At 59.8% G+C, this 20,587-nt stretch carries 19 protein-coding genes; 10 read left to right on the top strand and 9 right to left on the bottom strand.

The window, feature by feature from the left end; translation table 11 throughout:
* Positions 1-330: 330 nt before the first annotated feature.
* Complete coding sequence (locus ACOI8A_RS06415) at positions 331-3,225, bottom strand: ribonucleoside-diphosphate reductase subunit alpha (RefSeq protein ID WP_420646441.1); 2,895 nt, start codon at positions 3,223-3,225, stop codon at positions 331-333.
* Positions 3,226-3,956: 731 nt separating this feature from the next.
* Here ACOI8A_RS06415 and ACOI8A_RS06410 point away from each other — a divergent pair.
* The gene (locus ACOI8A_RS06410) at positions 3,957-4,679 is read left to right on the top strand and encodes a response regulator (RefSeq protein ID WP_420646442.1); all 723 of its coding nucleotides are present in this window, start codon (positions 3,957-3,959) and stop codon (positions 4,677-4,679) included.
* Positions 4,676-6,286: an ATP-binding protein gene (locus tag ACOI8A_RS06405; protein ID WP_420646443.1), complete on the top strand. Its 1,611-nt coding sequence runs from the start codon at positions 4,676-4,678 to the stop codon at positions 6,284-6,286. The genes ACOI8A_RS06410 and ACOI8A_RS06405 overlap by 4 nt, the downstream gene beginning before the upstream one ends.
* Positions 6,287-6,426: 140 nt before the next feature.
* On the opposite strand, the gene ACOI8A_RS06400 is transcribed toward ACOI8A_RS06405, so the two are convergent.
* Complete coding sequence (locus ACOI8A_RS06400) at positions 6,427-7,152, bottom strand: 4'-phosphopantetheinyl transferase family protein (RefSeq protein ID WP_420646444.1); 726 nt, start codon at positions 7,150-7,152, stop codon at positions 6,427-6,429.
* A gap of 151 nt (positions 7,153-7,303) precedes the next feature.
* Positions 7,304-8,095, bottom strand: coding sequence for a dienelactone hydrolase family protein (locus ACOI8A_RS06395; RefSeq protein ID WP_420646445.1), 792 nt, complete (start codon positions 8,093-8,095; stop codon positions 7,304-7,306).
* A 140-nt stretch (positions 8,096-8,235) separates the two neighbouring features.
* On the opposite strand from ACOI8A_RS06395, the gene ACOI8A_RS06390 reads away from it, so the two are divergent.
* The 3 genes from ACOI8A_RS06390 to ACOI8A_RS06380 all read left to right on the top strand — a co-directional run bounded on the left by ACOI8A_RS06390 (position 8,236) and on the right by ACOI8A_RS06380 (position 11,010).
* The gene (locus ACOI8A_RS06390; protein ID WP_420651195.1) at positions 8,236-8,838 is read left to right on the top strand and encodes a hypothetical protein; all 603 of its coding nucleotides are present in this window, start codon (positions 8,236-8,238) and stop codon (positions 8,836-8,838) included.
* A gap of 151 nt (positions 8,839-8,989) precedes the next feature.
* Complete coding sequence (locus ACOI8A_RS06385) at positions 8,990-9,667, top strand: response regulator (protein WP_420646447.1); 678 nt, start codon at positions 8,990-8,992, stop codon at positions 9,665-9,667.
* Positions 9,664-11,010: an ATP-binding protein gene (locus ACOI8A_RS06380; RefSeq protein WP_420646448.1), complete on the top strand. Its 1,347-nt coding sequence runs from the start codon at positions 9,664-9,666 to the stop codon at positions 11,008-11,010. Before ACOI8A_RS06385 ends, ACOI8A_RS06380 begins: the two co-directional genes overlap by 4 nt.
* 224 nt (positions 11,011-11,234) lie before the next feature.
* Here the strand turns inward: ACOI8A_RS06380 and ACOI8A_RS06375 are convergent, their stop codons facing one another.
* Positions 11,235-12,233: an AraC family transcriptional regulator gene (locus ACOI8A_RS06375; protein ID WP_420646449.1), complete on the bottom strand. Its 999-nt coding sequence runs from the start codon at positions 12,231-12,233 to the stop codon at positions 11,235-11,237.
* A 355-nt stretch (positions 12,234-12,588) separates the two neighbouring features.
* On the opposite strand from ACOI8A_RS06375, the gene ACOI8A_RS06370 reads away from it, so the two are divergent.
* Positions 12,589-13,923: a dicarboxylate/amino acid:cation symporter gene (locus ACOI8A_RS06370; protein WP_420646450.1), complete on the top strand. Its 1,335-nt coding sequence runs from the start codon at positions 12,589-12,591 to the stop codon at positions 13,921-13,923.
* A 144-nt stretch (positions 13,924-14,067) separates the two neighbouring features.
* The gene (locus ACOI8A_RS06365; RefSeq protein ID WP_420646451.1) at positions 14,068-15,249 is read left to right on the top strand and encodes a CaiB/BaiF CoA transferase family protein; all 1,182 of its coding nucleotides are present in this window, start codon (positions 14,068-14,070) and stop codon (positions 15,247-15,249) included.
* A 150-nt stretch (positions 15,250-15,399) separates the two neighbouring features.
* Here ACOI8A_RS06365 and ACOI8A_RS06360 read toward each other — a convergent pair whose 3' ends face one another.
* On the bottom strand, positions 15,400-15,894 hold the full coding sequence (locus ACOI8A_RS06360; protein ID WP_420646452.1) for a SprT family zinc-dependent metalloprotease: 495 nt from the start codon (positions 15,892-15,894) through the stop codon (positions 15,400-15,402).
* A 150-nt stretch (positions 15,895-16,044) separates the two neighbouring features.
* The gene (locus ACOI8A_RS06355) at positions 16,045-16,647 is read right to left on the bottom strand and encodes a Yip1 family protein (protein WP_420646453.1); all 603 of its coding nucleotides are present in this window, start codon (positions 16,645-16,647) and stop codon (positions 16,045-16,047) included.
* 278 nt (positions 16,648-16,925) lie between these two features.
* Between ACOI8A_RS06355 and ttcA the strand changes: the two genes are divergently transcribed.
* Together ttcA and ACOI8A_RS06345 are read left to right on the top strand one after the other, a co-directional pair.
* A complete protein-coding gene (gene ttcA / locus ACOI8A_RS06350; protein ID WP_420646454.1) occupies positions 16,926-17,750 on the top strand; it encodes a tRNA 2-thiocytidine(32) synthetase TtcA in 825 nt (274 codons plus the stop codon).
* Positions 17,751-17,818: 68 nt separating this feature from the next.
* Positions 17,819-18,493, top strand: a complete 675-nt coding sequence (locus ACOI8A_RS06345) for a DNA-3-methyladenine glycosylase I (RefSeq protein ID WP_420646455.1) — start codon at positions 17,819-17,821, stop codon at positions 18,491-18,493.
* 114 nt (positions 18,494-18,607) lie between these two features.
* Here the strand turns inward: ACOI8A_RS06345 and ACOI8A_RS06340 are convergent, their stop codons facing one another.
* The 3 genes from ACOI8A_RS06340 to arsC are packed head-to-tail and all read right to left on the bottom strand — an operon-like array spanning position 18,608 to position 19,981.
* Positions 18,608-19,033 carry a DUF2069 domain-containing protein gene (locus ACOI8A_RS06340; protein ID WP_420646456.1) on the bottom strand — a complete coding sequence of 142 codons (426 nt, stop codon included), beginning with the start codon at positions 19,031-19,033 and terminating at the stop codon, positions 18,608-18,610.
* A gap of 1 nt (position 19,034) precedes the next feature.
* On the bottom strand, positions 19,035-19,631 hold the full coding sequence (gene wrbA, locus ACOI8A_RS06335) for an NAD(P)H:quinone oxidoreductase (protein ID WP_420646457.1): 597 nt from the start codon (positions 19,629-19,631) through the stop codon (positions 19,035-19,037).
* The gene (gene arsC / locus ACOI8A_RS06330; protein ID WP_420646458.1) at positions 19,628-19,981 is read right to left on the bottom strand and encodes an arsenate reductase (glutaredoxin); all 354 of its coding nucleotides are present in this window, start codon (positions 19,979-19,981) and stop codon (positions 19,628-19,630) included. The genes wrbA and arsC overlap by 4 nt, the downstream gene beginning before the upstream one ends.
* Before the next feature lie 114 nt (positions 19,982-20,095).
* Here arsC and ACOI8A_RS06325 point away from each other — a divergent pair, with 114 nt between their 5' ends.
* Positions 20,096-20,563 carry a TlpA disulfide reductase family protein gene (locus ACOI8A_RS06325; protein ID WP_420646459.1) on the top strand — a complete coding sequence of 156 codons (468 nt, stop codon included), beginning with the start codon at positions 20,096-20,098 and terminating at the stop codon, positions 20,561-20,563.
* The last annotated feature ends 24 nt before the right edge of the window (positions 20,564-20,587 follow it).

The raw sequence follows: 20,587 nt of genomic DNA, 5'->3' as shown, positions 1-20,587 counted from the left end.
CAGCCTGTCGACGGGCGCTTGAGATCAAGAGCTGCAGCCGAGCTAACGCTCATCCTGTTGAGTGGTGGTGGAGCAAAATCTGAAGCGGGGTTGCGTACTTTTCAAAAACTATATTCACCTCGGTATCCCACGTCGGCGTATTTTTCTTCGGCACCTCGGTCAGTCCCCTCTCCCTCGGGCGGTCCGACGTTTCGGGAGGGTTAGGGTGAGGGGGCTTTTGATTTTGATCCTGGCGGTAAAAAGCCGAGCCAAAAGAAAACCCCCGCCAAACCAGAGGTCTGTCGGGGGTTTCTTTATTCAGGCATCTCGCGACACCTGAACTCACTCAGCTTATTGGCAAGCTTCGCAATCCGGCTCGTCAATCGCGCAAGCCTTTGGCACTGGAGCCGGGCCGGCAGGAGCTGCCAGGACCGAATCGTCACCGTGGTTGCCGCCGCTGGAAACAGCGTTCAGCTTGCCGGTGTTGATGGTCGATTTCTCGGTGCTGGTCGCGGCCAGGGCACGGAGGTAGTAAGTGGTTTTCAGACCACGGTACCAGGCCATGCGGTAGGTCACGTCGAGTTTCTTGCCCGATGCGCCAGCGATGTACAGGTTCAGTGATTGAGCCTGATCGATCCACTTCTGACGACGGCTGGCCGCGTCAACGATCCACTTGGTGTCCACTTCGAAGGCAGTCGCGTAGAGCTCTTTGAGTTCTTGCGGGATGCGCTCGATCTGCTGCACCGAACCGTCGTAGTACTTCAGGTCGTTGATCATGACCGAGTCCCACAGACCGCGAGCCTTGAGGTCGCGGACCAGGTACGGGTTGATCACGGTGAATTCGCCCGACAGGTTCGATTTCACATACAGGTTCTGGTAGGTCGGTTCGATCGACTGCGATACGCCAGTGATGTTGGCGATGGTCGCGGTCGGTGCGATGGCCATGATGTTGGAGTTACGAATGCCTTTCTGTACACGGGCGCGAACCGGTGCCCAGTCGAGGGATTCGTTCAGGTCAACGTCGATGTACTTCTGGCCACGCTGCTCGATCAGGATCTGTTGCGAATCCAGCGGCAGTACGCCTTTGGACCACAGCGAACCCTGGAACGTCTCGTAAGCACCGCGCTCGTCGGCCAGGTCGCAAGAGGCCTGGATCGCGTAGTAGCTGACGGCTTCCATCGACTTGTCGGCGAATTCGACGGCAGCGTCGGAACCGTAAGGGATGTGCTGCAGGTACAGCGCGTCCTGGAAGCCCATGATGCCCAGACCGACCGGACGGTGACGGAAGTTGGAGTTCTTGGCCTGCGGAACCGAGTAGTAGTTGATGTCGATAACGTTATCGAGCATGCGCACGGCTACATCGATGCTGCGCTTGAGCTTGGCGGTGTCGAGCTTGCCGTTGACGATGTGGTTCGGCAGGTTGATCGAGCCCAGGTTGCAGACGGCGATCTCGTCCTTGTTGGTGTTCAAAGTGATCTCGGTGCACAGGTTCGAACTGTGAACCACGCCCACGTGCTGCTGCGGGCTACGCAGGTTGCACGGGTCTTTGAAGGTCAACCAAGGGTGGCCGGTTTCGAACAGCATCGACAGCATCTTGCGCCACAGGTCTTTGGCCTGGATGGTCTTGAACAGCTTGATCTTGCCCGGGTACTCGGACAGCGCTTCATAGTACTCGTAACGCTCCTCGAAGGCCTTGCCGGTCAGGTCGTGCAGATCCGGTACTTCGGACGGCGAGAACAGGGTCCATTTGCCGTCATCGAAGACGCGCTTCATGAACAGGTCAGGGATCCAGTTGGCAGTGTTCATGTCGTGGGTACGACGACGATCATCACCGGTGTTCTTGCGGAGTTCGATGAACTCCTCGATGTCCATGTGCCAGGTTTCCAGGTAAGCGCAGACTGCGCCTTTGCGCTTGCCACCCTGGTTAACGGCAACGGCGGTGTCGTTCACAACCTTGAGGAACGGAACCACGCCTTGCGACTTGCCGTTGGTGCCTTTGATGTACGAACCCAGTGCGCGCACCGGCGTCCAGTCGTTGCCCAGACCACCGGCGAATTTCGACAACATGGCGTTGTCGTGGATCGCGTGGTAGATGCCCGACAGGTCGTCCGGAACGGTGGTCAGGTAGCAGCTCGACAGCTGTGGACGCAGGGTGCCGGCGTTGAACAGGGTCGGGGTCGAAGCCATGTAGTCGAACGAGGACAGCAGGTTGTAGAATTCGATCGCACGGTCTTCTTTGTTCTTTTCTTCGATGGCCAGGCCCATGGCCACGCGCATGAAGAAGATCTGCGGCAGTTCGAAACGCACGCCATCCTTGTGGATGAAGTAACGGTCGTACAGGGTTTGCAGGCCCAGGTAGGTGAATTGCTGATCGCGCTCGTGGTTGATCGCCTTGCCCAGTTTTTCCAGGTCGAAGGTGGCCAGCACAGGGTTCAGCAGTTCGAACTCGATACCTTTGGCCACGTAGGCCGGCAGGGCCTTGGCGTACAGGTCAGCCATTTCGTGATGGGTGGCGCTTTCGGCGACTTCGAGGAAGTTCAGGCCTTCGGCACGCAGGGTGTCCATCAGGAGGCGCGCGGTTACGAACGAGTAATTCGGCTCGCGCTCAACCAGGGTACGGGCAGTCATCACCAAAGCGGTGTTGACGTCGGTCAGGGCCACGCCGTCGTACAGGTTTTTCAGGGTTTCGCGCTGGATCAGGTCGCCATCGACTTCAGCCAGACCTTCGCAGGCCTCGGTGACGATGGTGTTCAGGCGACCCATGTCGAGCGGGGCGAAGCTGCCGTCGGCGCGGGTGATGCGGATCGACGGGTGAGCGTTGACGGCTTCTTCGGCCGGAGCGTGGGCAGCGCGTTCTTTCGAACGGCCGTCACGGTAGATCACGTAGTCGCGCGCAACTTTCTGCTCACCGGCACGCATCAGGGCCAGTTCGACCTGGTCCTGGATTTCTTCGATGTGGATGGTGCCGCCCGAAGGCATGCGACGCTTGAAGGTGGCGGTGACTTGTTCGGTCAGGCGGGCAACGGTGTCATGGATTCGCGACGAAGCGGCAGCGGTGCCGCCCTCAACTGCGAGGAACGCTTTGGTGATAGCGACGGTGATCTTGTCATCGGTGTAAGGAACGACAGTGCCATTACGCTTGATCACGCGCAGTTGACCAGGCGCGGTGGCTGCCAGATCCGAATTCGAATCAGCGGCCTGCGGCAAGGTGCCCTGCGGGTTCTCGCGAGTTGTGTCGGTTTGCATGGGGGATCGTCTCCACATTCTCTATGTTTGTTTGGGCACCATCATGGTGCTCACCGTTCTGTCCCGAAGCACTGCAACCGACGAGCGTCGGCTTAATAACTTCGGAACAGTAGGAAAAAGGCTACAACGCCGCGTCCGTGCCGAAGTTTTGGTGGCGAGCCTGCGCTCGCACCGGATTCCTTTCAGAGTGGCAGTCAACACTGCAACACCCGTACCGTTTTGACCGCTCTGGTCTGAAAAAACGGTGCCATCCGCCAGCGCGGTTTGGGCTATGAAAAACTTGCTTGGTTCAACCCTGAATCGGCAATAAAGCACTTGAGTTCAAGGTCTGAAATGTGGTTGGGCGTTTTAGGCAAAAACCCCATATGTAGGGTCTCTGTTTTCGCCGTGCTACAAGATAATGCGTTTTAAGGGGTCTTGCAACGTACTGCTTGTGGATAAGGCTGTGGGTAAATTGTGTGCGAAATGTCTAATTCACTTGTAGGCCGCGGACCTGCTGAGCTAGACCGTTTGTCACTGTTTTTTCGCTGGGAAAAACGCTTCAGCGGTTTTTTAAGGGCGCGAACCCTATCACAGAATTTCGCCTCGTCCGAACGCATTTACCGACTTGTGTTCTGGCTGTACGCCGTTTATACAATCGGCCCGGATGCACGCATTCTTATCCTCCCCAAACATGACAAAAAGACCGGGGGGGCTCTTCCTTTATCGCAGCATTGGCAGCAGAGGTATCCGTGGAGCAAGAAGCCTGGCAGGTATTGATAGTCGAGGACGACCAGCGTCTGGCCGACCTGACCCGCGAATACCTGCAAGCCAATGGGCTGCGCGTCGAGATCGAAGGCAACGGCGCACTGGCGGCGGAGCGGATTATCCGGGAGCAGCCGGATCTGGTGATCCTCGACTTGATGCTGCCCGGTGAAGATGGCCTGAGCATCTGCCGTAAAGTGCGCGACCGCTACGACGGGCCGATCCTGATGCTCACCGCGCGCACCGACGACGCCGATCAGATCCTCGGCCTCGATCTGGGCGCCGACGATTACGTGTGCAAACCCGTGCGCCCGCGTCTATTGCTGGCGCGGATTCAGGCGCTGCTGCGACGCAGTGACTCACCTGAGCCTGCTGCGGGAAAATCCCGCCGCCTGCAATTCGGCCCACTGGTGGTGGACAACGCCCTGCGCGAAGCCTGGCTGAGTGACAACGGCATCGAACTGACCAGCGCGGAGTTCGACCTGCTCTGGCTGCTGGTGTCGAACGCCGGGCGCATTCTGTCGCGCGAAGAAATCTTCACCGCACTGCGCGGCATCGGCTACGACGGTCAGGATCGCTCGATTGACGTACGCATCTCGCGCATTCGGCCGAAGATCGGCGACGATCCCGATCACCCGCGCCTGATCAAGACCATCCGCAGCAAGGGTTATCTGTTCGTCCCCGAAGCCTGCACAGACTTGCCGCTGTGAACTCGATCTTCCTGCGCATCTATGGCGGCATGTGCGCGGCGCTGATTCTGGTGGCGGTGCTTGGCGTGCTGGCGCTGCACCTGCTCAATCAGGTGCGCAGCGAGCAATACCGCGAGCGCCTGGCCCACGGCACGTTCTCGCTGATGGCTGACAACCTGCAACCGATGAACCAGACCGAGCGCCATCGGGCCTTATTGGTCTGGGAGCGCTTGCTGGGTATTCCGCTGGCATTGAAGACCTTTCCGCAGACCGACCTCGACCTGACCCAGCGCACCCGCGTGCAACGCGGCCAGGCATTGGTCGAACAGACCGGTCCGCACGCGGCCAAGGTCTATCGACTGGTCAGCGACAAGGAGCAGATGGTGCTGGTCGGCGAAGTGCAGCAGATCAGCGAGCAACTGGCCCGCGCGACTATTTATCTGTTGGCGGATGAATTGGTACGCGTCCCGGTGGCTGACCAGCCGAAACGCCTGGCGCAGTTAAAGGAAGAAAAGGGGTTCGGTTTCGACCTGCGCCTGGTCACGGTCAACGATGCCGACATGGACGAAGACCAGAGTCGCCGCGTGTCCGAAGGCGATACGGTGATGGCGCTGGGCAAGGGTGGCGATTCGATCCGGGTCTTCGCCGGCATGGTCGGCACGCCGTGGGTGCTGGAAATCGGGCCGCTGTATCAGATGAATCCGTACCCGCCGGAGTGGCTGGTGTTGATCGCCGCGCTCGGTCTGACGCTGATTGGCCTGATCGTCTATTTACTGGTGCGCCAGCTCGAACGGCGTTTGCGTGGTCTCGAAGCCGCCGCCACGCGCATCGCCAAGGGCAGTCTGGAAACCCGCGTACCAGCGCGCGGGGCCGACTCGGTGGGCAAACTGGCAGCGGCGTTCAATGGCATGGCCGAGCACTTGCAGCAGTTGCTGGCGATCCAGCGTGAACTGGTGCGCGCGGTGTCCCATGAGTTGCGCACGCCGGTGGCGCGCCTGCGTTTCGGGCTGGAGATGATCGGCTCGGCCACCACGCCGCAAGCGCTGGAGAAGTACCGCGAGGGCATGGATCACGACATCGAGGATCTGGATAAGCTGGTCGACGAAATGCTCACCTATGCGCGGCTGGAGCAAGGTTCTCCAGCGCTGACCTTTCAGCGCATCGACCTCGATGCACTGGTGAATCAGGTGATCGCCGAACTGGCGCCGTTACGCGCCGAAGTCACCGTGCAGCGTGGCATGTGCCTGTCGGCGGCCGATTGCGATGACGCGTGGGTCGAGGCTGAGCCGCGTTATCTGCATCGCGCCTTGCAGAATCTGGTGGGCAACGCCATGCGCCACGCGCGCTCGAAGGTCACGGTGAGTTATCAGGTCGGGCAATTGCGCTGCCGGGTCGATGTTGAAGACGACGGCCCCGGCGTGCCGGAAGCGGCGTGGGAGAAAATCTTCACACCATTTTTGCGTCTGGACGATAGTCGCACTCGCGCATCCGGCGGGCATGGCTTGGGCTTGTCGATTGTGCGGCGGATCATTCACTGGCATGACGGCCGGGCGTTGATCGGCAAGAGCAAAAGCCTCGGCGGAGCTTGCTTCAGCCTGAGTTGGCCGCGCAATCAGGAACGCCGTTGAGGTTGGGTTGGCTTCACTGACCCCATCGCTGGCAAGCCAGCTCCCACAGGTTTCTGGGGTGTACTTACAGTCTGTATTCACCACCGACACTGTGGGAGCTGGCTTGCCAGCGATGAGGCCCGAACAGGCACTAGAGCACTTCAGGCAGCAATACTGACCAGGCTCAACAACTGCCCATCATGAATCCCGAACTGCGCATCCAGCTCCGTCCCATGGCGCCACTCACTGGACAGATCCGTCAGCAGTCGCAGGCGTACCGCACCATCAAGCGTCCATTCCAGCACTTCGGCATGCTCGAAATAAAAGCGTTTCTGCACAATCGGGTACAACGCCTTGAACAGACTTTCCTTCACCGAAAACGTCAGCGTCACCCACAACGCCAATTGATCGCGCGGGCCCGCCGCCATGCGCTGCATTTCCGCCGGGGTCAGAATTTCCCCTGCCAGTCGCTCAGCCCGCTCCAGGTTAAGCAGGTTTTCCAGATCCATGCCCAAACCGCGCCATTGCTGTTTGTTGGCGACAATCGCTGCAGCACGCCCGGTGCTGTGAGTGATCGAGCCGCAGATATGCGCCGGCCACACCGGCGCGCGATCTTCACCGATGGCTGGAATCACGCTGGATCCTTCCAATTGCTGCAACGCTGCGCGCGCGCAAAAACGACCGGCGAGAAACTCGGCCTGACGCTTGGCTACCGAGCGCTGGATGCTCGGCGGTGGCTCGATTGCGCTGCGATGGAAATCATCAGCGAGCAGTTGTGATGGGTCGAAATGCGTGCTCAACAGCACCGTGTCCGGCAACACGTTTGGCAACGGCCAATGCGCGTCGAGCGGGGTGCAGCAGGCGGGGAGGAGGGGGCTGGAATTCATGACGGGCATTTTGCCGGGTTGCCTTGAAACTGTCTCCCCCTGTAGGAGCTGCCGAAGGCTGCGATCTTTTGATCTTGTCCTTTTAAAAGAAAAGTCAAAAGATCGCAGCCTCGTTGCACGAGACAGCTCCTACAGGAAATGCGGTGTCTGCTTAACCGAAGATCTTCTTGAAGAATGCCTGCATGTCCGCCCAGGATTTTTCATCGGCGGCTTTGTTGTAGCCGATATCCGGGCCACCGTGCTCGCCGTGGCTCAGGCGATCGGCTTCGGGGTTGCTGAAGCCGTGCTTGGCGCCATCAAGGCTGACGAATTTATAGTCGGCGCCAGCCTTGTCCATTTCACTCTTGAACGCAGTCACGTTATCCGGGGTAACCATGCTGTCCAGCGCACCGTGCTCAACGAGGATCTTCGCCTTGACGCTGCCCGGTGTTGCCGGCGTCTTGGTCGCCAGCGCGCCGTGGAAACTCACCACACCCGCCAGCGGTACACCTTGACGCGCCGCGTTCAACACCACAGCTCCGCCGAAGCAATAACCGATGGCGCCAAGTTTGCCGGTGTCGGTCTGCGGTTGCTTCTTCAACAAATCCAGTCCGGCGTCAAAGCGCTTGCTCGCTGCGGCGGCGTCAGCGGTGGCTGCCTGCATGAAGGCCATCGCGTCTTTCGGGTGCTCGGTGTTCTTGCCTTCGCCGTACATGTCGATCGCCAGCGCGCTGTAGCCGAGGCCGGCCAGATCACGGGCGCGACGCTTGGCGTAATCGTTCAGCCCCCACCATTCATGCACCACGACAATGCCGGGGCGTGCGCCTTTGATCGCGTCGTCGTAGGCGTAATAGCCGATCAGTTGGGTGCCGTCGGCGCTTTGGTAGGGAATCTCCTGAGTCTTGATTGCAGCCTGGCTGAGGCTGCTGACAGCCAGCAAGGTGAGGGCGAGTAACAGGCGCATGGTCGGGTCTCCTGACAATAAAGGGTCAAGACAGCCTAGTTCATTTGGTTCAGGTGAGGTTCAGAGAGCGTTCAGGAGAGGTACAGGGGCACCTCAGTAACCTTGCGCCATACCCGAAGAGCACAACTGAGGAACACTCAATGACTCGTTTGAACAAACTGCTGCTGGCTTTCACTGTGATGGGCGCAAGCCTCGCTGCCCACGCCGACACCACCAACTTCGCCGGTCTGACCTTGGGCCAGACCAGTGACAAGGTGAAAAAATTCCACGCACTGAACGACAACCTCGACCACCCGAACGCCGACGGCGTGATCGGCAAGGACACCACTTACGGTATTCGTCTCGGCCAACAAAACAGCCAGGGTCGCTACTACGCTACCTATGACAACGTGTCCGGCTCGCACAATGGCATTAAACTGCGTCAGGAAAACCTGCTGGGCAGCTACGATCTGTTCTACCCGGTGGGCGGCAGCACCAAGCTGTTCGGTGGCGCGACTGCCGGTTTGACCAAGCTGACCCAGGAATCGCCAGGCTTCAGCCGTGACAGCGACATCGGTTACGCCGTCGGCGGCCAGTTCGGTGTGTTGCAGCAAGTCTCGCAGAACACTTCGGTGGAACTCGGTTACCGTTACCTGCGCAGCAACGCCAGCACCGAGATGAGCGAGCGCGGCGGCAGCAAACAAGGCTCGCTGGATTTGACCAGCAGCGCCCAGACGTACCTGTCGGCCAACTACGCTTTCTAAAGCACGGTTAGCCTTGGACCCCTGTGGGAGCTAGCCTGCTAGCGATGGCGGTCTGTCAGCAACATTGATGTTGGCTGACACGACGCCATCGCTAGCAGGCTAGCTCCCACAGGTGGTTGTCTGGAGAATTGGATTTATCCGGGAGAGATTCATGAAACTGTTGGTCGTCGAAGATGAAGCGCTGTTGCGTCATCACCTGCAAACCCGCCTCACGGAGAGCGGCCACGTGGTCGAGTCTGTGGCCAATGCCGAGGAGGCGTTGTACCAGACCGGTCAGTTCAATTTTGATCTGGCGGTGATCGACCTCGGCCTGCCGGGCATGAGCGGGCTCGAGCTGATCCGCCAGTTGCGTTCGGGCGGCAAGACCTTCCCGATCCTGATCCTCACCGCGCGCGGCAACTGGCAGGACAAGGTCGAAGGCCTGGCCGCCGGCGCCGACGATTATCTGGTCAAACCGTTCCAGTTCGAAGAACTCGAAGCGCGCCTCAATGCCTTGCTGCGCCGATCCAGCGGTTTCACTCAATCGACCATCGTCGCCGGCCCGCTGTTGCTGGATATCAATCGCAAGCAAGCGACGCTGGACGAACAACCGCTGGCGCTGACTGCCTACGAATACCGCATCCTCGAATACCTCATGCGCCACCATCAACAAGTGGTGCCCAAGGATCGTTTGATGGAGCAGTTGTACCCGGATGACGACGAGCGCGATCCGAATGTGATCGAAGTGCTGGTCGGCCGTCTGCGGCGCAAACTCGAAGGCCCGGCCGGGTTCAAACCGATCGACACCGTGCGCGGCCTCGGCTATCTGTTCAATGAGCGCTGCACTTGATCCGTTCGCTTCGCGTCCGGCTGATGCTCGCCGCCACCACGTTGGCGGTGTTGTTCATGCTCGCTCTGCTACCGGCAATGCAGGGGGCGTTCAGTCTCGCGTTGCAGGATTCGATCGAACAGCGACTGGCGTCGGACGTCACCACGCTGATCTCTGCCGCGCGCATTGAAGGCAATCATCTGGTGATGCCGGCGCAGTTGCCGGACGAACGCTACAACCTCACCGACAGTCGTTTGCTCGGCTACATCTACGACCGTGAGGCGCATCTGGTGTGGCGCTCCAAAGCCACCCAGGAAGAGAAGATCAACTACACGCCGCGCTACGACGGACGCGGCAACGAATTCGCGCGGATCCGCGAGGCCAATGGTCAGGAATTCTTCGTCTACGACGTCGAGGTCAAACTGCTTGGCGGCAAGAGCGCGGCATTCAGCATCGTCGCCCTGCAACCGGTGCGCGAGTACGAAGTGACGCTCGACGGCCTGCGCGAGAATCTCTACCTCGGTTTCGGCGCGGCGTTGCTGGTGCTGCTAGCGTTGCTGTGGATCGGCCTGACCTGGGGACTCAAAGCCTTGCGCCGACTCAGTCAGGAACTCGACGAAATCGAAAGCGGCACCCGCGAAAGCCTCAGCGAACAACACCCGCGCGAACTGCTGCGCCTGACCGGCTCGCTCAACCGCCTGCTGCACAGCGAACGCCAACAGCGCAGCCGTTATCGCGATTCTCTCGACGACCTCGCCCACAGCCTGAAAACCCCATTGGCCGTGCTTCAAGGCGTCAGCGAAGACATGGCCCAGCGCTCCGAGGCTCGCGATCAGGCCTGGGTCCTGCAAACCCAGATCGAACGCATGAGCCAGCAGATCGGCTACCAGCTACAACGCGCCAGCCTGCGCAAAAGCGGTCTGGTGCGCCATCAAGTACGCCTGCGGCCAGTGCTGCAAAGCCTGTGCGACACGCTGGACAAGGTCTACCGCGACAAACACGTGCGCGTGGCCTTCGATCTGCCGGAGCATTGCTACGTGCCAATCGAGCAGGGCGCCTTGCTGGAAATGATGGGCAACCTGCTGGAAAACGCCTATCGCCTGTGTTTGAGCGAAGTGCGCATCAGCGTGCGCGAGAGCCTGGCCGGGGTGGAATTGTGCGTCGAGGACGACGGGCCGGGGGTTCCGCAGCATCAACGTGCGCGGATTCTTGAGCGTGGGGAGCGACTGGATCGTCAGCATCCGGGGCAGGGGATCGGGTTGGCGGTGGTCAAGGACATCATTGAAAGTTACGGCGCGAAATTGGCACTGGGGGATTCGCCGATGGGCGGGGCGGCGTTCAGGATTCATTTTCCTGTGGTGTGACCCTAAAGAGCGACCCCTCACCCTAACCCTCCCGAAACGTCGGACCGCCCAGAGGTAGAGGGGACTGATCGGGGGAAAGTCCAGAGCTCCGCCGACGTGAACGTTTTGTAATGAATCCACAGTCGACAAAATCTTTCAGGTCGCCTGTTTTCTCAAGGCACTTCGGTCAATCCCCTCTACCTCTGGGAGAGGGCTAGGGTGAGGGCCGTTCTTGATCCCAGGGCTCAAAACTCCTGCGCCCGATAAGCCCCCGGCGTCACCCCCGTCCATTTCTTGAACGCCCGATGAAACGCCGACGGCTCGGAAAAACCGAGTTGTTCGGCGATCTGTTGCAATGACAGATCCGCGCGCCCCAGATGATAAATCGCGATGTCCCGCCGCAGCTGATCCTTCAACTCCTGAAAACTAGTGCCTTCCTCACGCAAGTGCCGGCGCAAGGTCTGCGGGCTGATGTGCAGATGCGCCGCCACCGCTTCCAGATCCGGCCAGCGCTCGCTGTCCTGGCTGAGCAAGCGGCGTAGACGGCTACTTAGGCTGTTGCCGTCATCCGGGCGTGACAGCAAATCAGCAGGGGAGCGTTCGAGGAAGTGTTTTAGCGTGCGCTCGTCCTGCAACAGCGGCATGTGCAGGTAGCGGCTGTGAAACAGCAGGCTGCTTTGCCCTGCGGAAAATTCCAGCGGGCAGGAAAACAGCAAATCGTATTCAGCCGCGTGCGCAGGTTTCGGGTAGCTGAAACTCGCGCTCTCCAGACGAATCCGCTGGCCGATCATCCAGCTGCCGAGGCGGTGCCAGATCACCAGCAGGCTCTCGCTGAGAAAGTGATCCGGATCCCACAGTTGCGCATCATCGAGGCTCAGGCGCACCCATTCGTCTTCGCGGCTCAGGGTCAGACGCGGCGCGTCCGGGAACAGGCTGTAAAACAATAAGCCGCGTTGCAGAGCTTTTTCCAGATTGCGGCAATGGATCGCGGCGTGGCACATCATGGCGAAGCTGCCGGGTTTGCTCGGCGCGCGGCCAAAGCCCAGGTATTCGTCGTCCAGCGCCAGCCACAGGCTCTGGATCAGGCGGGTGAATTGCTCTGGAGCAATGCGCGCGCGCGGCTCGTCAAGCAGCTCGGGACTGATGCCGAGTTGCTGCAACAGGTTCGTGTAATCGAACCCCGAACGCCGTGCGCCACCGAGGGCGGCGCGGGCGAAATGACTGGCGATAGTGCGTTCGCGCATGAGCGAAAAATCCTTCCTCTGGCCACGGATGGTAGTCGGTGCGTCCGAGCGGCAACAAGGCGGATTTCCGCCAAATTGTAGGACGAAGCCTGAGTAGGTGGCGGAAACCCGCCAACGTCGGGTAACCAACCGGTGACACACAAATCCCCGTGACCCCTGATATCAAAAGGCTTGCAGGCATTTGCCGCAAGGTGGCACGCGGTTTGCGATAGACAACCTCAGAGGTCTGCGCCAGAGCCGGTAGGAACGGCGCAGCTCGCCACAACAAATCCCTCCAGTGCAGGAGGGTTCGCAATTGAGGTGTCGCGGAACAACAGTCGGATGTTGCCACGCGGGACACTTGAGGAACTTTGCAATGACGACTCGTCAGCCACTCTACAAATCCCTGTATTTCCAGGTGATCGTTGCCATCGCCATCGGCATCCTGCTCGGTCACTTCTACCCGCAGACCGGTGTGGCGCTCAAGCCGCTGGGTGACGGGTTCATCAAGCTGATCAAAATGGTCATCGCGCCGATCATCTTCTGTACCGTTGTCAGCGGCATCGCCGGCATGCAGAACATGAAGTCGGTGGGCAAGACCGGCGGCTACGCGCTGCTGTACTTCGAAGTCGTTTCCACCATCGCTCTGTTGATCGGCCTGATCGTGGTCAACGTCGTGCAACCGGGCGCCGGTATGCACATCGACGTAACTACCCTCGACGCCTCGAAAATCGCCACCTATGTGACGGCCAGTAAAGACCAGAGCATCGTCGGCTTCCTGCTCAATGTGATCCCGAACACCATCGTTGGCGCGTTCGCCACCGGCGATATCCTGCAAGTCCTGATGTTCTCGGTGATCTTCGGCTACGCCCTGCATCGCCTGGGTTCGTACGGCCGTCCGCTGCTGGACATGATTGATCGCTTCGCCCATGTGATGTTCAACATCATCAACATGATCATGAAACTGGCGCCGCTCGGTGCGTTCGGTGCCATGGCGTTCACCATCGGCGCCTACGGTGTCGGCTCGCTGGTGCAGTTGGGTCAGTTGATGATCTGCTTCTACATCACCTGCGTGCTCTTCGTGGTTGTGGTGCTGGGTGGGATCTGCCGCGCTCACGGTTTCAGCGTGTTCAAACTGGTGCGCTACATCCGTGAAGAACTGCTGATCGTACTCGGCACCTCGTCGTCGGAATCGGCACTGCCACGCATGCTGATCAAGATGGAGCGTCTGGGCGCGAAGAAATCTGTAGTAGGTCTGGTGATCCCGACCGGTTACTCGTTCAACCTCGACGGTACTTCGATCTACCTGACCATGGCTGCCGTGTTCATCGCTCAGGCGACTGACACCCACATGGACATCACCCACCAGATCACCCTGCTGCTGGTATTGCTGCTGTCCTCCAAAGGCGCTGCCGGTGTGACCGGTTCGGGCTTCATCGTGCTGGCTGCCACCCTGTCGGCGGTAGGTCACTTGCCGGTGGCCGGTCTGGCGCTGATCCTCGGTATCGACCGCTTCATGTCCGAAGCCCGCGCGCTGACCAACCTGGTGGGTAACGCCGTTGCCACCCTGGTTGTGGCCAAGTGGGTTAAAGAACTGGATACTGACGTGCTGCAAGCCGAGCTGGCCTCGGGCGGTCGCGGTATCTCTGACGAGCGCGAAGAAGACGACCTCGGTGTGGCCGAAGGCCCAACCCCGAGCAACGTGAAGTAAGCATGCCTCGAATGAAAAACCCGCTTCGGCGGGTTTTTTATGGCCTGCGATTTGAGCACAACGGTCACTGTCGCTGATGCATCCGGTAATTGCTGCATCGCCCGTGGCTGCCTAGGCTGCAAGCATCGCTCACGGAGATCGCCCATGCCTGCACCTCTGGCCTCACTGAAGATTCTGGATTTCTCGACCCTGCTGCCGGGGCCGTTTGCCTCGCTGTTACTGGCGGACATGGGCGCCGAGGTGCTGCGCATCGAATCGCCGACTCGCCTAGATCTGCTGCGGGTGCTGCCGCCGCACGATCAGGGCGTCTCCGCCAGTCATGCCTATCTGAATCGCAACAAGCGCAGTCTGGCGCTGGACTTGAAACAGCCCGATGCGCTGGAAGTGATCAAGCGGTTGCTGACTGATTACGACATCGTCCTCGAACAATTTCGCCCTGGTGTGATGGAGCGGCTCGGGCTGGGTTATGAAGCGCTGAAGGCAATCAACCCCAAGCTGATTTACGTGTCGATCACCGGTTACGGCCAGACCGGCCCATACAAGGATCGCGCCGGGCACGACATCAACTATCTCGCACTCGCCGGTCTTGCCAGCTACACCGGCCGCGCCGATAACGGGCCGTTGCCGCTGGGCATGCAAGTCGCGGACATCGCCGGTGGTTCATTGCACGGAGTGATCGGCTTGCTCGCAGCGGTCATTTCCCGCCAACAAACCGGGCAGGGCACGCATCTGGATGTGAGCATGACCGATTGCGCATTCAGCCTGAATGCCATGGCCGGCGCCGGGTATCTGGCCTGTGGCGAGGAACCAGGTCGGGAAGATCAGATGCTCAATGGCGGCAGCTTCTACGACTACTACCGCTCGCGCGATGGGCGCTGGATGTCGGTCGGCAGTCTGGAGCCGGCGTTCATGCAGCAACTGTGTGGCGTGCTCGGTCGGCCGGAATTGGCGGCGCAGGGGCTGTCACCCAAGCCCGAGCAGCAGCGGGCGTTGAAGGAAGCGCTGAGGGTCGAGTTCGAGAAGCATGATTTCGCCGAGTTGTGCGAGATGTTCGCTGGGGTGGATGGGTGTGTCGAGCCGGTGTTGAGCCTGGGCGAGGCTGTGCGGCATCCGCAGTTGCAGGCGCGGGAAGTGGTGACGCGGGTGCCGCGCGGGGATGGCTCGTCGCAGGCGCAGATCGCTTGTCCGCTGAAGTTTTCCGAGGTGTTGCCTGAGCCACGGCATGTGGGTGCGGCGTTGGGGCAGCATACGGATCAGGTGTTGGGGGAGTTGGGGTTCAGCGCCGAGCGGATCGCAGAATTGCGGCGGGGCAAAGTGATTCTCTAGCGCCAGCACTGGCCTCATCGCTGGCAAGCCAGCTCCCACAGTGTTTGAGGTGTTCACATGATCTGTGTACGACACAGAAACCTGTGGGAGCTGCGGTGCGACGACTCGACTTGCCAGCGATGAGGCCAGTGAGAGCCAAGCAAATCTCAACTACTCAACCCGCATCTCTCCACTGAATACCAACGTCCCACGACAGCTGCGACACAGATACCGCCGACCCTGTCTGACCAGGCTATGGCGCTGCGCCGAGAACGGAAAATCACTCTGCGCACACGGGCACTTGTAGATATAGCGCGTAACGCTGCGGCGCTTGATTGCGTAGGTGTGGCAGCGATCCGGCGGCAGTTCGTAAACCCCGCGCATGATCAGTTGCCACTCCTCGCCATGCGGCTGAATACGTTCGCCGAACAGTTGATGGGCAATAAGATGCGCAACTTCGTGGGCCACAGTCTGCTTGAGAAAGTGCTCGGTATTTTCCCGGTACAGCTGCGGATTGAAGCGCAGCAGGTTCTCGTGCAGGTGCGCGACCCCGGCTTTTTGCCCGCGCAGCTTGAGGCTCACCACGGGGCGTTTGAAAGGACGTTTGAAAAAGGATTCAGCGAGTTGGTAGCAGTCTTCGACGCGGGTATTGAGTTGCTCGGGCATGCTTGATGGATCTCCAGAGACGACGAGTATGCCGCAACCTTTTGCACTTGCGAATCGCCAAACTGCCGAATGGTCATCCTGCAAAACCAGAAGGCCGCCTTGCGGCGGCCTGTATTGGCAGAACATGTTTTTATCAGGAGGAAACGCTGTCTAGCTGGTATAGACCGGGCCAACGCCCAGCCCCCAGACGATCACGGTGAACGCCATGATGGCCACCAGCACCACCAGACCCACCGCCAGCACTGAGCTGGAGAACAGAAAACCTTCGTCCGACGGAATGTTCATGAACGTCGGTAGCCCCACATACAGCAGATACACCGTGTAGCAGATCGCCGCCGTACCCACGATCATCCCCAGCCACATGTGCGGATACAACGCCGCCAGTCCGCCGACAAACAACGGCGTCGCGGTGTAAGTAGCGAACGCCACGCACCGCGCCAGACTCGGGTTGGCGTCATAGGTGCGGGCCATCCAGTGCACAAAGGCACCCATGACCGCCACGCCGCCGAGCATTGCCAGGTATGACATCACCGTCATCCAGATTGCGCTATCGACGGTGAGCATCACCGGCGCGCGATTGCCGATCACCCAGCCGACCTGGGTCGTGCCGATAAACGCCGACACCGCAGGGATCGCCGCCAGAATCAGCGTATGCGTGAGGTACATGTGGCTGATGCTTTCTTCCTGGTCGCCACGGATTTCCTTCCATTCCTGATCGGGGTGGGTAAAAAGTCCCACTACGTGATTGATCATGCCAGTCACTCCTCTCGTTATTGCCATCGCCCCCCAGCGGAGCGCCTACGGGCCAATGCGGCCGAGCAAATTCAGGTCTTCGGATATGTGCGACCTTATGTCGCAGTATAGAAAGGTCTTAACCACACAGGTGATGCGGGCTTAGAGCAAATTGCGCTGTAAAAAGGTGGGGTAATCGCGTCGAGGTCTGTGCAATCGGTGGCGACAACCTGTGGTCACAAGGCCCGGGTTTTTGCGTAAAATGCCGGCCTTTGGTCACACCTCACGGATTTCGCGTCATGGGCACTCTTACGGTCAATCAGAACAAACTGCAAAAGCGCCTGCGCCGCCTGGCCGGCGAAGCGGTTGCCGACTTCAACATGATCGAAGACGGCGACAAGGTGATGGTCTGCCTGTCGGGCGGCAAAGACAGCTACACCATGCTCGACGTGTTGATGCATTTGCAGAAAGTCGCGCCGATCAAGTTCGAGATCGTCGCGGTGAACATGGATCAGAAGCAGCCGGGTTTCCCCGAGCATGTGCTGCCGGCCTACCTGAAAGAGCTGGGTGTCGAATATCACATCGTTGAGAAAGACACTTATTCGGTGGTCAAAGAGCTGATTCCGGAAGGCAAAACCACTTGCTCGCTGTGCTCGCGCCTGCGTCGCGGCACGCTGTACACCTTTGCCGACGAAATCGGCGCAACCAAAATGGCCCTCGGGCATCATCGCGACGACATCGTCGAGACGTTCTTCCTCAATATGTTCTTCAACGGCAGCCTCAAGGCCATGCCGCCGAAACTGCGTGCCGACGACGGGCGCAACGTGGTGATCCGGCCGCTGGCCTACTGCAACGAGAAAGACATTCAGGCCTACTCGGACTTCAAGCAATTCCCGATCATCCCGTGCAACCTCTGCGGTTCGCAGGAGAATTTGCAGCGTCAGGTGGTCAAGGACATGCTGCTCGACTGGGAACGCAAGACCCCGGGCCGCACCGAAAGTATCTTCCGCAGTTTGCAGAACGTGATCCCGTCGCAACTGGCGGATCGCAACCTGTTCGACTTCACCAGCCTGAAAATCGACGAATCGGCGGCCTCGCGCTTCGTCAATGTTGTGAACCTCTGACGGGTTTATCAGCTCTGAAAACACGGCGCTCGCGGGCGCCGTTTTTATTTCATTGAATAGGAGAGGGCATGCGCGACTACAAGTGGCTGCACGAATTCTGTCTGAACCGCTTCGGTTCGGCGGCTGAACTGGAAGCCCATCTGCCCGTTCCCAAGACCCCGGCGCAACTGCGCAAGATCAGCGATGACCGTTACCTGTCGACCATGGCCCTGCGGGTATTTCGTGCCGGGCTCAAGCACAGTCTGGTGGACGCCAAATGGCCGGCTTTCGAAGAAGTGTTCTTCAAATTCGACCCGGAAAAAGTCGTGCTGATGAGCGCCGAGCACCTTGAACGCCTGATGCAGGACGCGCGAATCATTCGCCACCTGGGCAAGCTCAAGAGTGTGCCGCGCAACGCGCAGTTCATTCTCGACGTCGAGAAAGACAAGGGCAGTTTCGGCGCTTTGATCGCTGATTGGGCGGTGACCGATATCGTCGGTCTGTGGACGTACCTGAAGAAGCACGGCCATCAATTGGGCGGTCTGTCGGCGCCACGCTTTTTACGCATGGTGGGCAAGGACACGTTCGTGCCGAGCTATGACGTGGTCGCGGCGCTGAATGCGCAGAAGCTGGTGGACAAAGTGCCGACCAGTCAGCGTGATCTGGCGCTGGTGCAGAATGCGTTCAATCAGTGGCATGAAGAAAGCGGTGGGCGGCCGATGAGCCAGATTTCGATGATGCTCGCTTACACCGTGAATCATTGAAACCGAGTCGCGCCAATCGCTGGCAAGTCGAGTCGTCGCACCGCAGCTCCCACAGGAGATTTGTGATCGACATAGATCCAATGTGGGAGCTGGCTTGCCAGCGATGGCGGCCTGTCAGGCAGCAGAGATCTGTCCTTCACCCGCCAGCTTACGATCCAACTGATAGCGCCAGCGCACATACAGCAGCGCCGAGCAGAACACCGCCAGACTCACCACCATCTCCAGCACACCAAACAGCTGCCGGTTGGGGTCGTACGCGGCCAATGCGCCTTTGATGAAATATAGATTCACCACAAAACACATCCACGAATGCCCGCGTGCGCTGCCCATGATCATGCCCGGTGCGAGCACGAGCCACGGGATCAGCTCGACCAGCAGAATCACCCAAGGTCGCGCGCCGTGCAGGTCGGCAAAGATCAGGTAGTAGGCGGCGAGCAATCCAGCCAGGCCGAAAAAGCACAGCAGACTGATCACGCGCATTGCCCGCACGCGCGGTTCGAGCCATTCAACGGCGGGCAGGACTTTCGGCTTCTTCGCCACTTCAGCTCTCCAGTTTCTGCGCGGTTTTCGCCAGACGCAGACCGAGTGCGCGACACAGCGCCACTTCGTGCTGATCAAGGCCTTTCTTGCCATCCGCCCCGGCGTGATGACTGGCGCCGTACGGCGTGCCGCCGCCCTGGGTTTCCAGCAGAGCCGACTCGCTGTAGGGCAGGCCGGTAATCAACATGCCGTGGTGCAGCAGCGGCAGCATCATCGACAACAGCGTGGATTCCTGACCGCCGTGCAGGCTGGCGGTGGAGGTGAACACCCCGGCCGGTTTACCTACCAGCGCGCCGGTCAGCCACAGGTTGCTGGTGCCGTCGAGGAAATACTTGAGCGGCGCGGCCATGTTGCCGAAACGCGTTGGGCTGCCGAGGGCCAGGCCGGCGCAGTTCTTCAGATCATCCAGCGTCGCGTAGAGTGCGCCTTCGTCAGGAATGTCCGGTGATACGGCTTCGCACTCGGTGGAAATCGCCGGCACGGTGCGCAGGCGCGCTTCGAGCCCGGCCTGCTCGACGCCACGGGCAATCTGGCGCGCCATCTCGTTGGTCGAGCCGCTGCGGCTGTAATACAGAACCAGAATGTACGGCGCGCTCACGGCAACAACTCCAGAATCTGCTCCGGTGGGCGGCCGATCACGGCTTTGTCGCCGACTTCGAGAATCGGCCGTTCCATCAGTTTCGGATGGGCCGCAATCGCTTCGATCAATTGTTTCTCGCTGAGATTGGCGTCGGCCAGATTGAGGATTTTGTATTCGTCTTCGCCGGTGCGCAGCAGTTGTCGCGCGCTGATGCCGAGCTTGTCGAGCAACGCCTTGATCTGCGTGGCGTCCAGCGGGGTTTCGAGGTAACGCACCACGGTCGGCGTCAGGCCACGGGCCTCAAGCAGTTCGAGCGCACCACGGGATTTCGAGCAGCGCGGATTGTGATAAAGCGTCAGATCGGTCATGGGCGGGTCGCTTCTTGCGTAGAGTGGCGGCTATTCTAACTGTGCAGCGCGCAATCCAGAACCTCGGGAGGCGATGGGTCGCAGGCGCATTCAATTTTTCACAAGGAACACGACATGACACGGCGACTGGCAGCGGCATTGACGATTATCGGGGCGTTGATGCTGGGGGGCTGCGGCAATGATTACGGGATTGACCAGAACGGGCAGAAGGTCGCGTCCGAGCGTCTCGACAAGCAGTGGGTAGTGCTCAACTATTGGGCCGAATGGTGTGGCCCGTGCCGTACGGAAATCCCGGAACTCAACCATTTGGCTGATGAGCTGAAGAGCAAGAATGTCGGGGTGTTCGGGGTCAATTTCGACAATGTGCAGGGTCAGGAACTGAAGGACGCCAGCGAGAAGCTGGGCATCAAGTTCACCGTGCTGGCGCAGGATCCGGCGGAGCTGTTTGAACTGCCGCGCAGTGAGGCGCTGCCGGTGACGTACATCATCGACAACAAAGGCAAGGTGCGTGAGCAGTTGATGGGTGAGCAAACGGCGGCGGGGGTGATGGCCAAGCTTGAGGCGTTGCAGGCGACCAAATAAACTCGGCTAACCGGGATTATGTGG

It is taken from the genome of Pseudomonas sp. P4795 (assembly GCF_048822895.1).
Classification (GTDB): domain Bacteria; phylum Pseudomonadota; class Gammaproteobacteria; order Pseudomonadales; family Pseudomonadaceae; genus Aquipseudomonas.
Note: the sequence above shows the minus strand (reverse complement) of the source record. Positions and strands in the feature narration are given on the sequence as shown.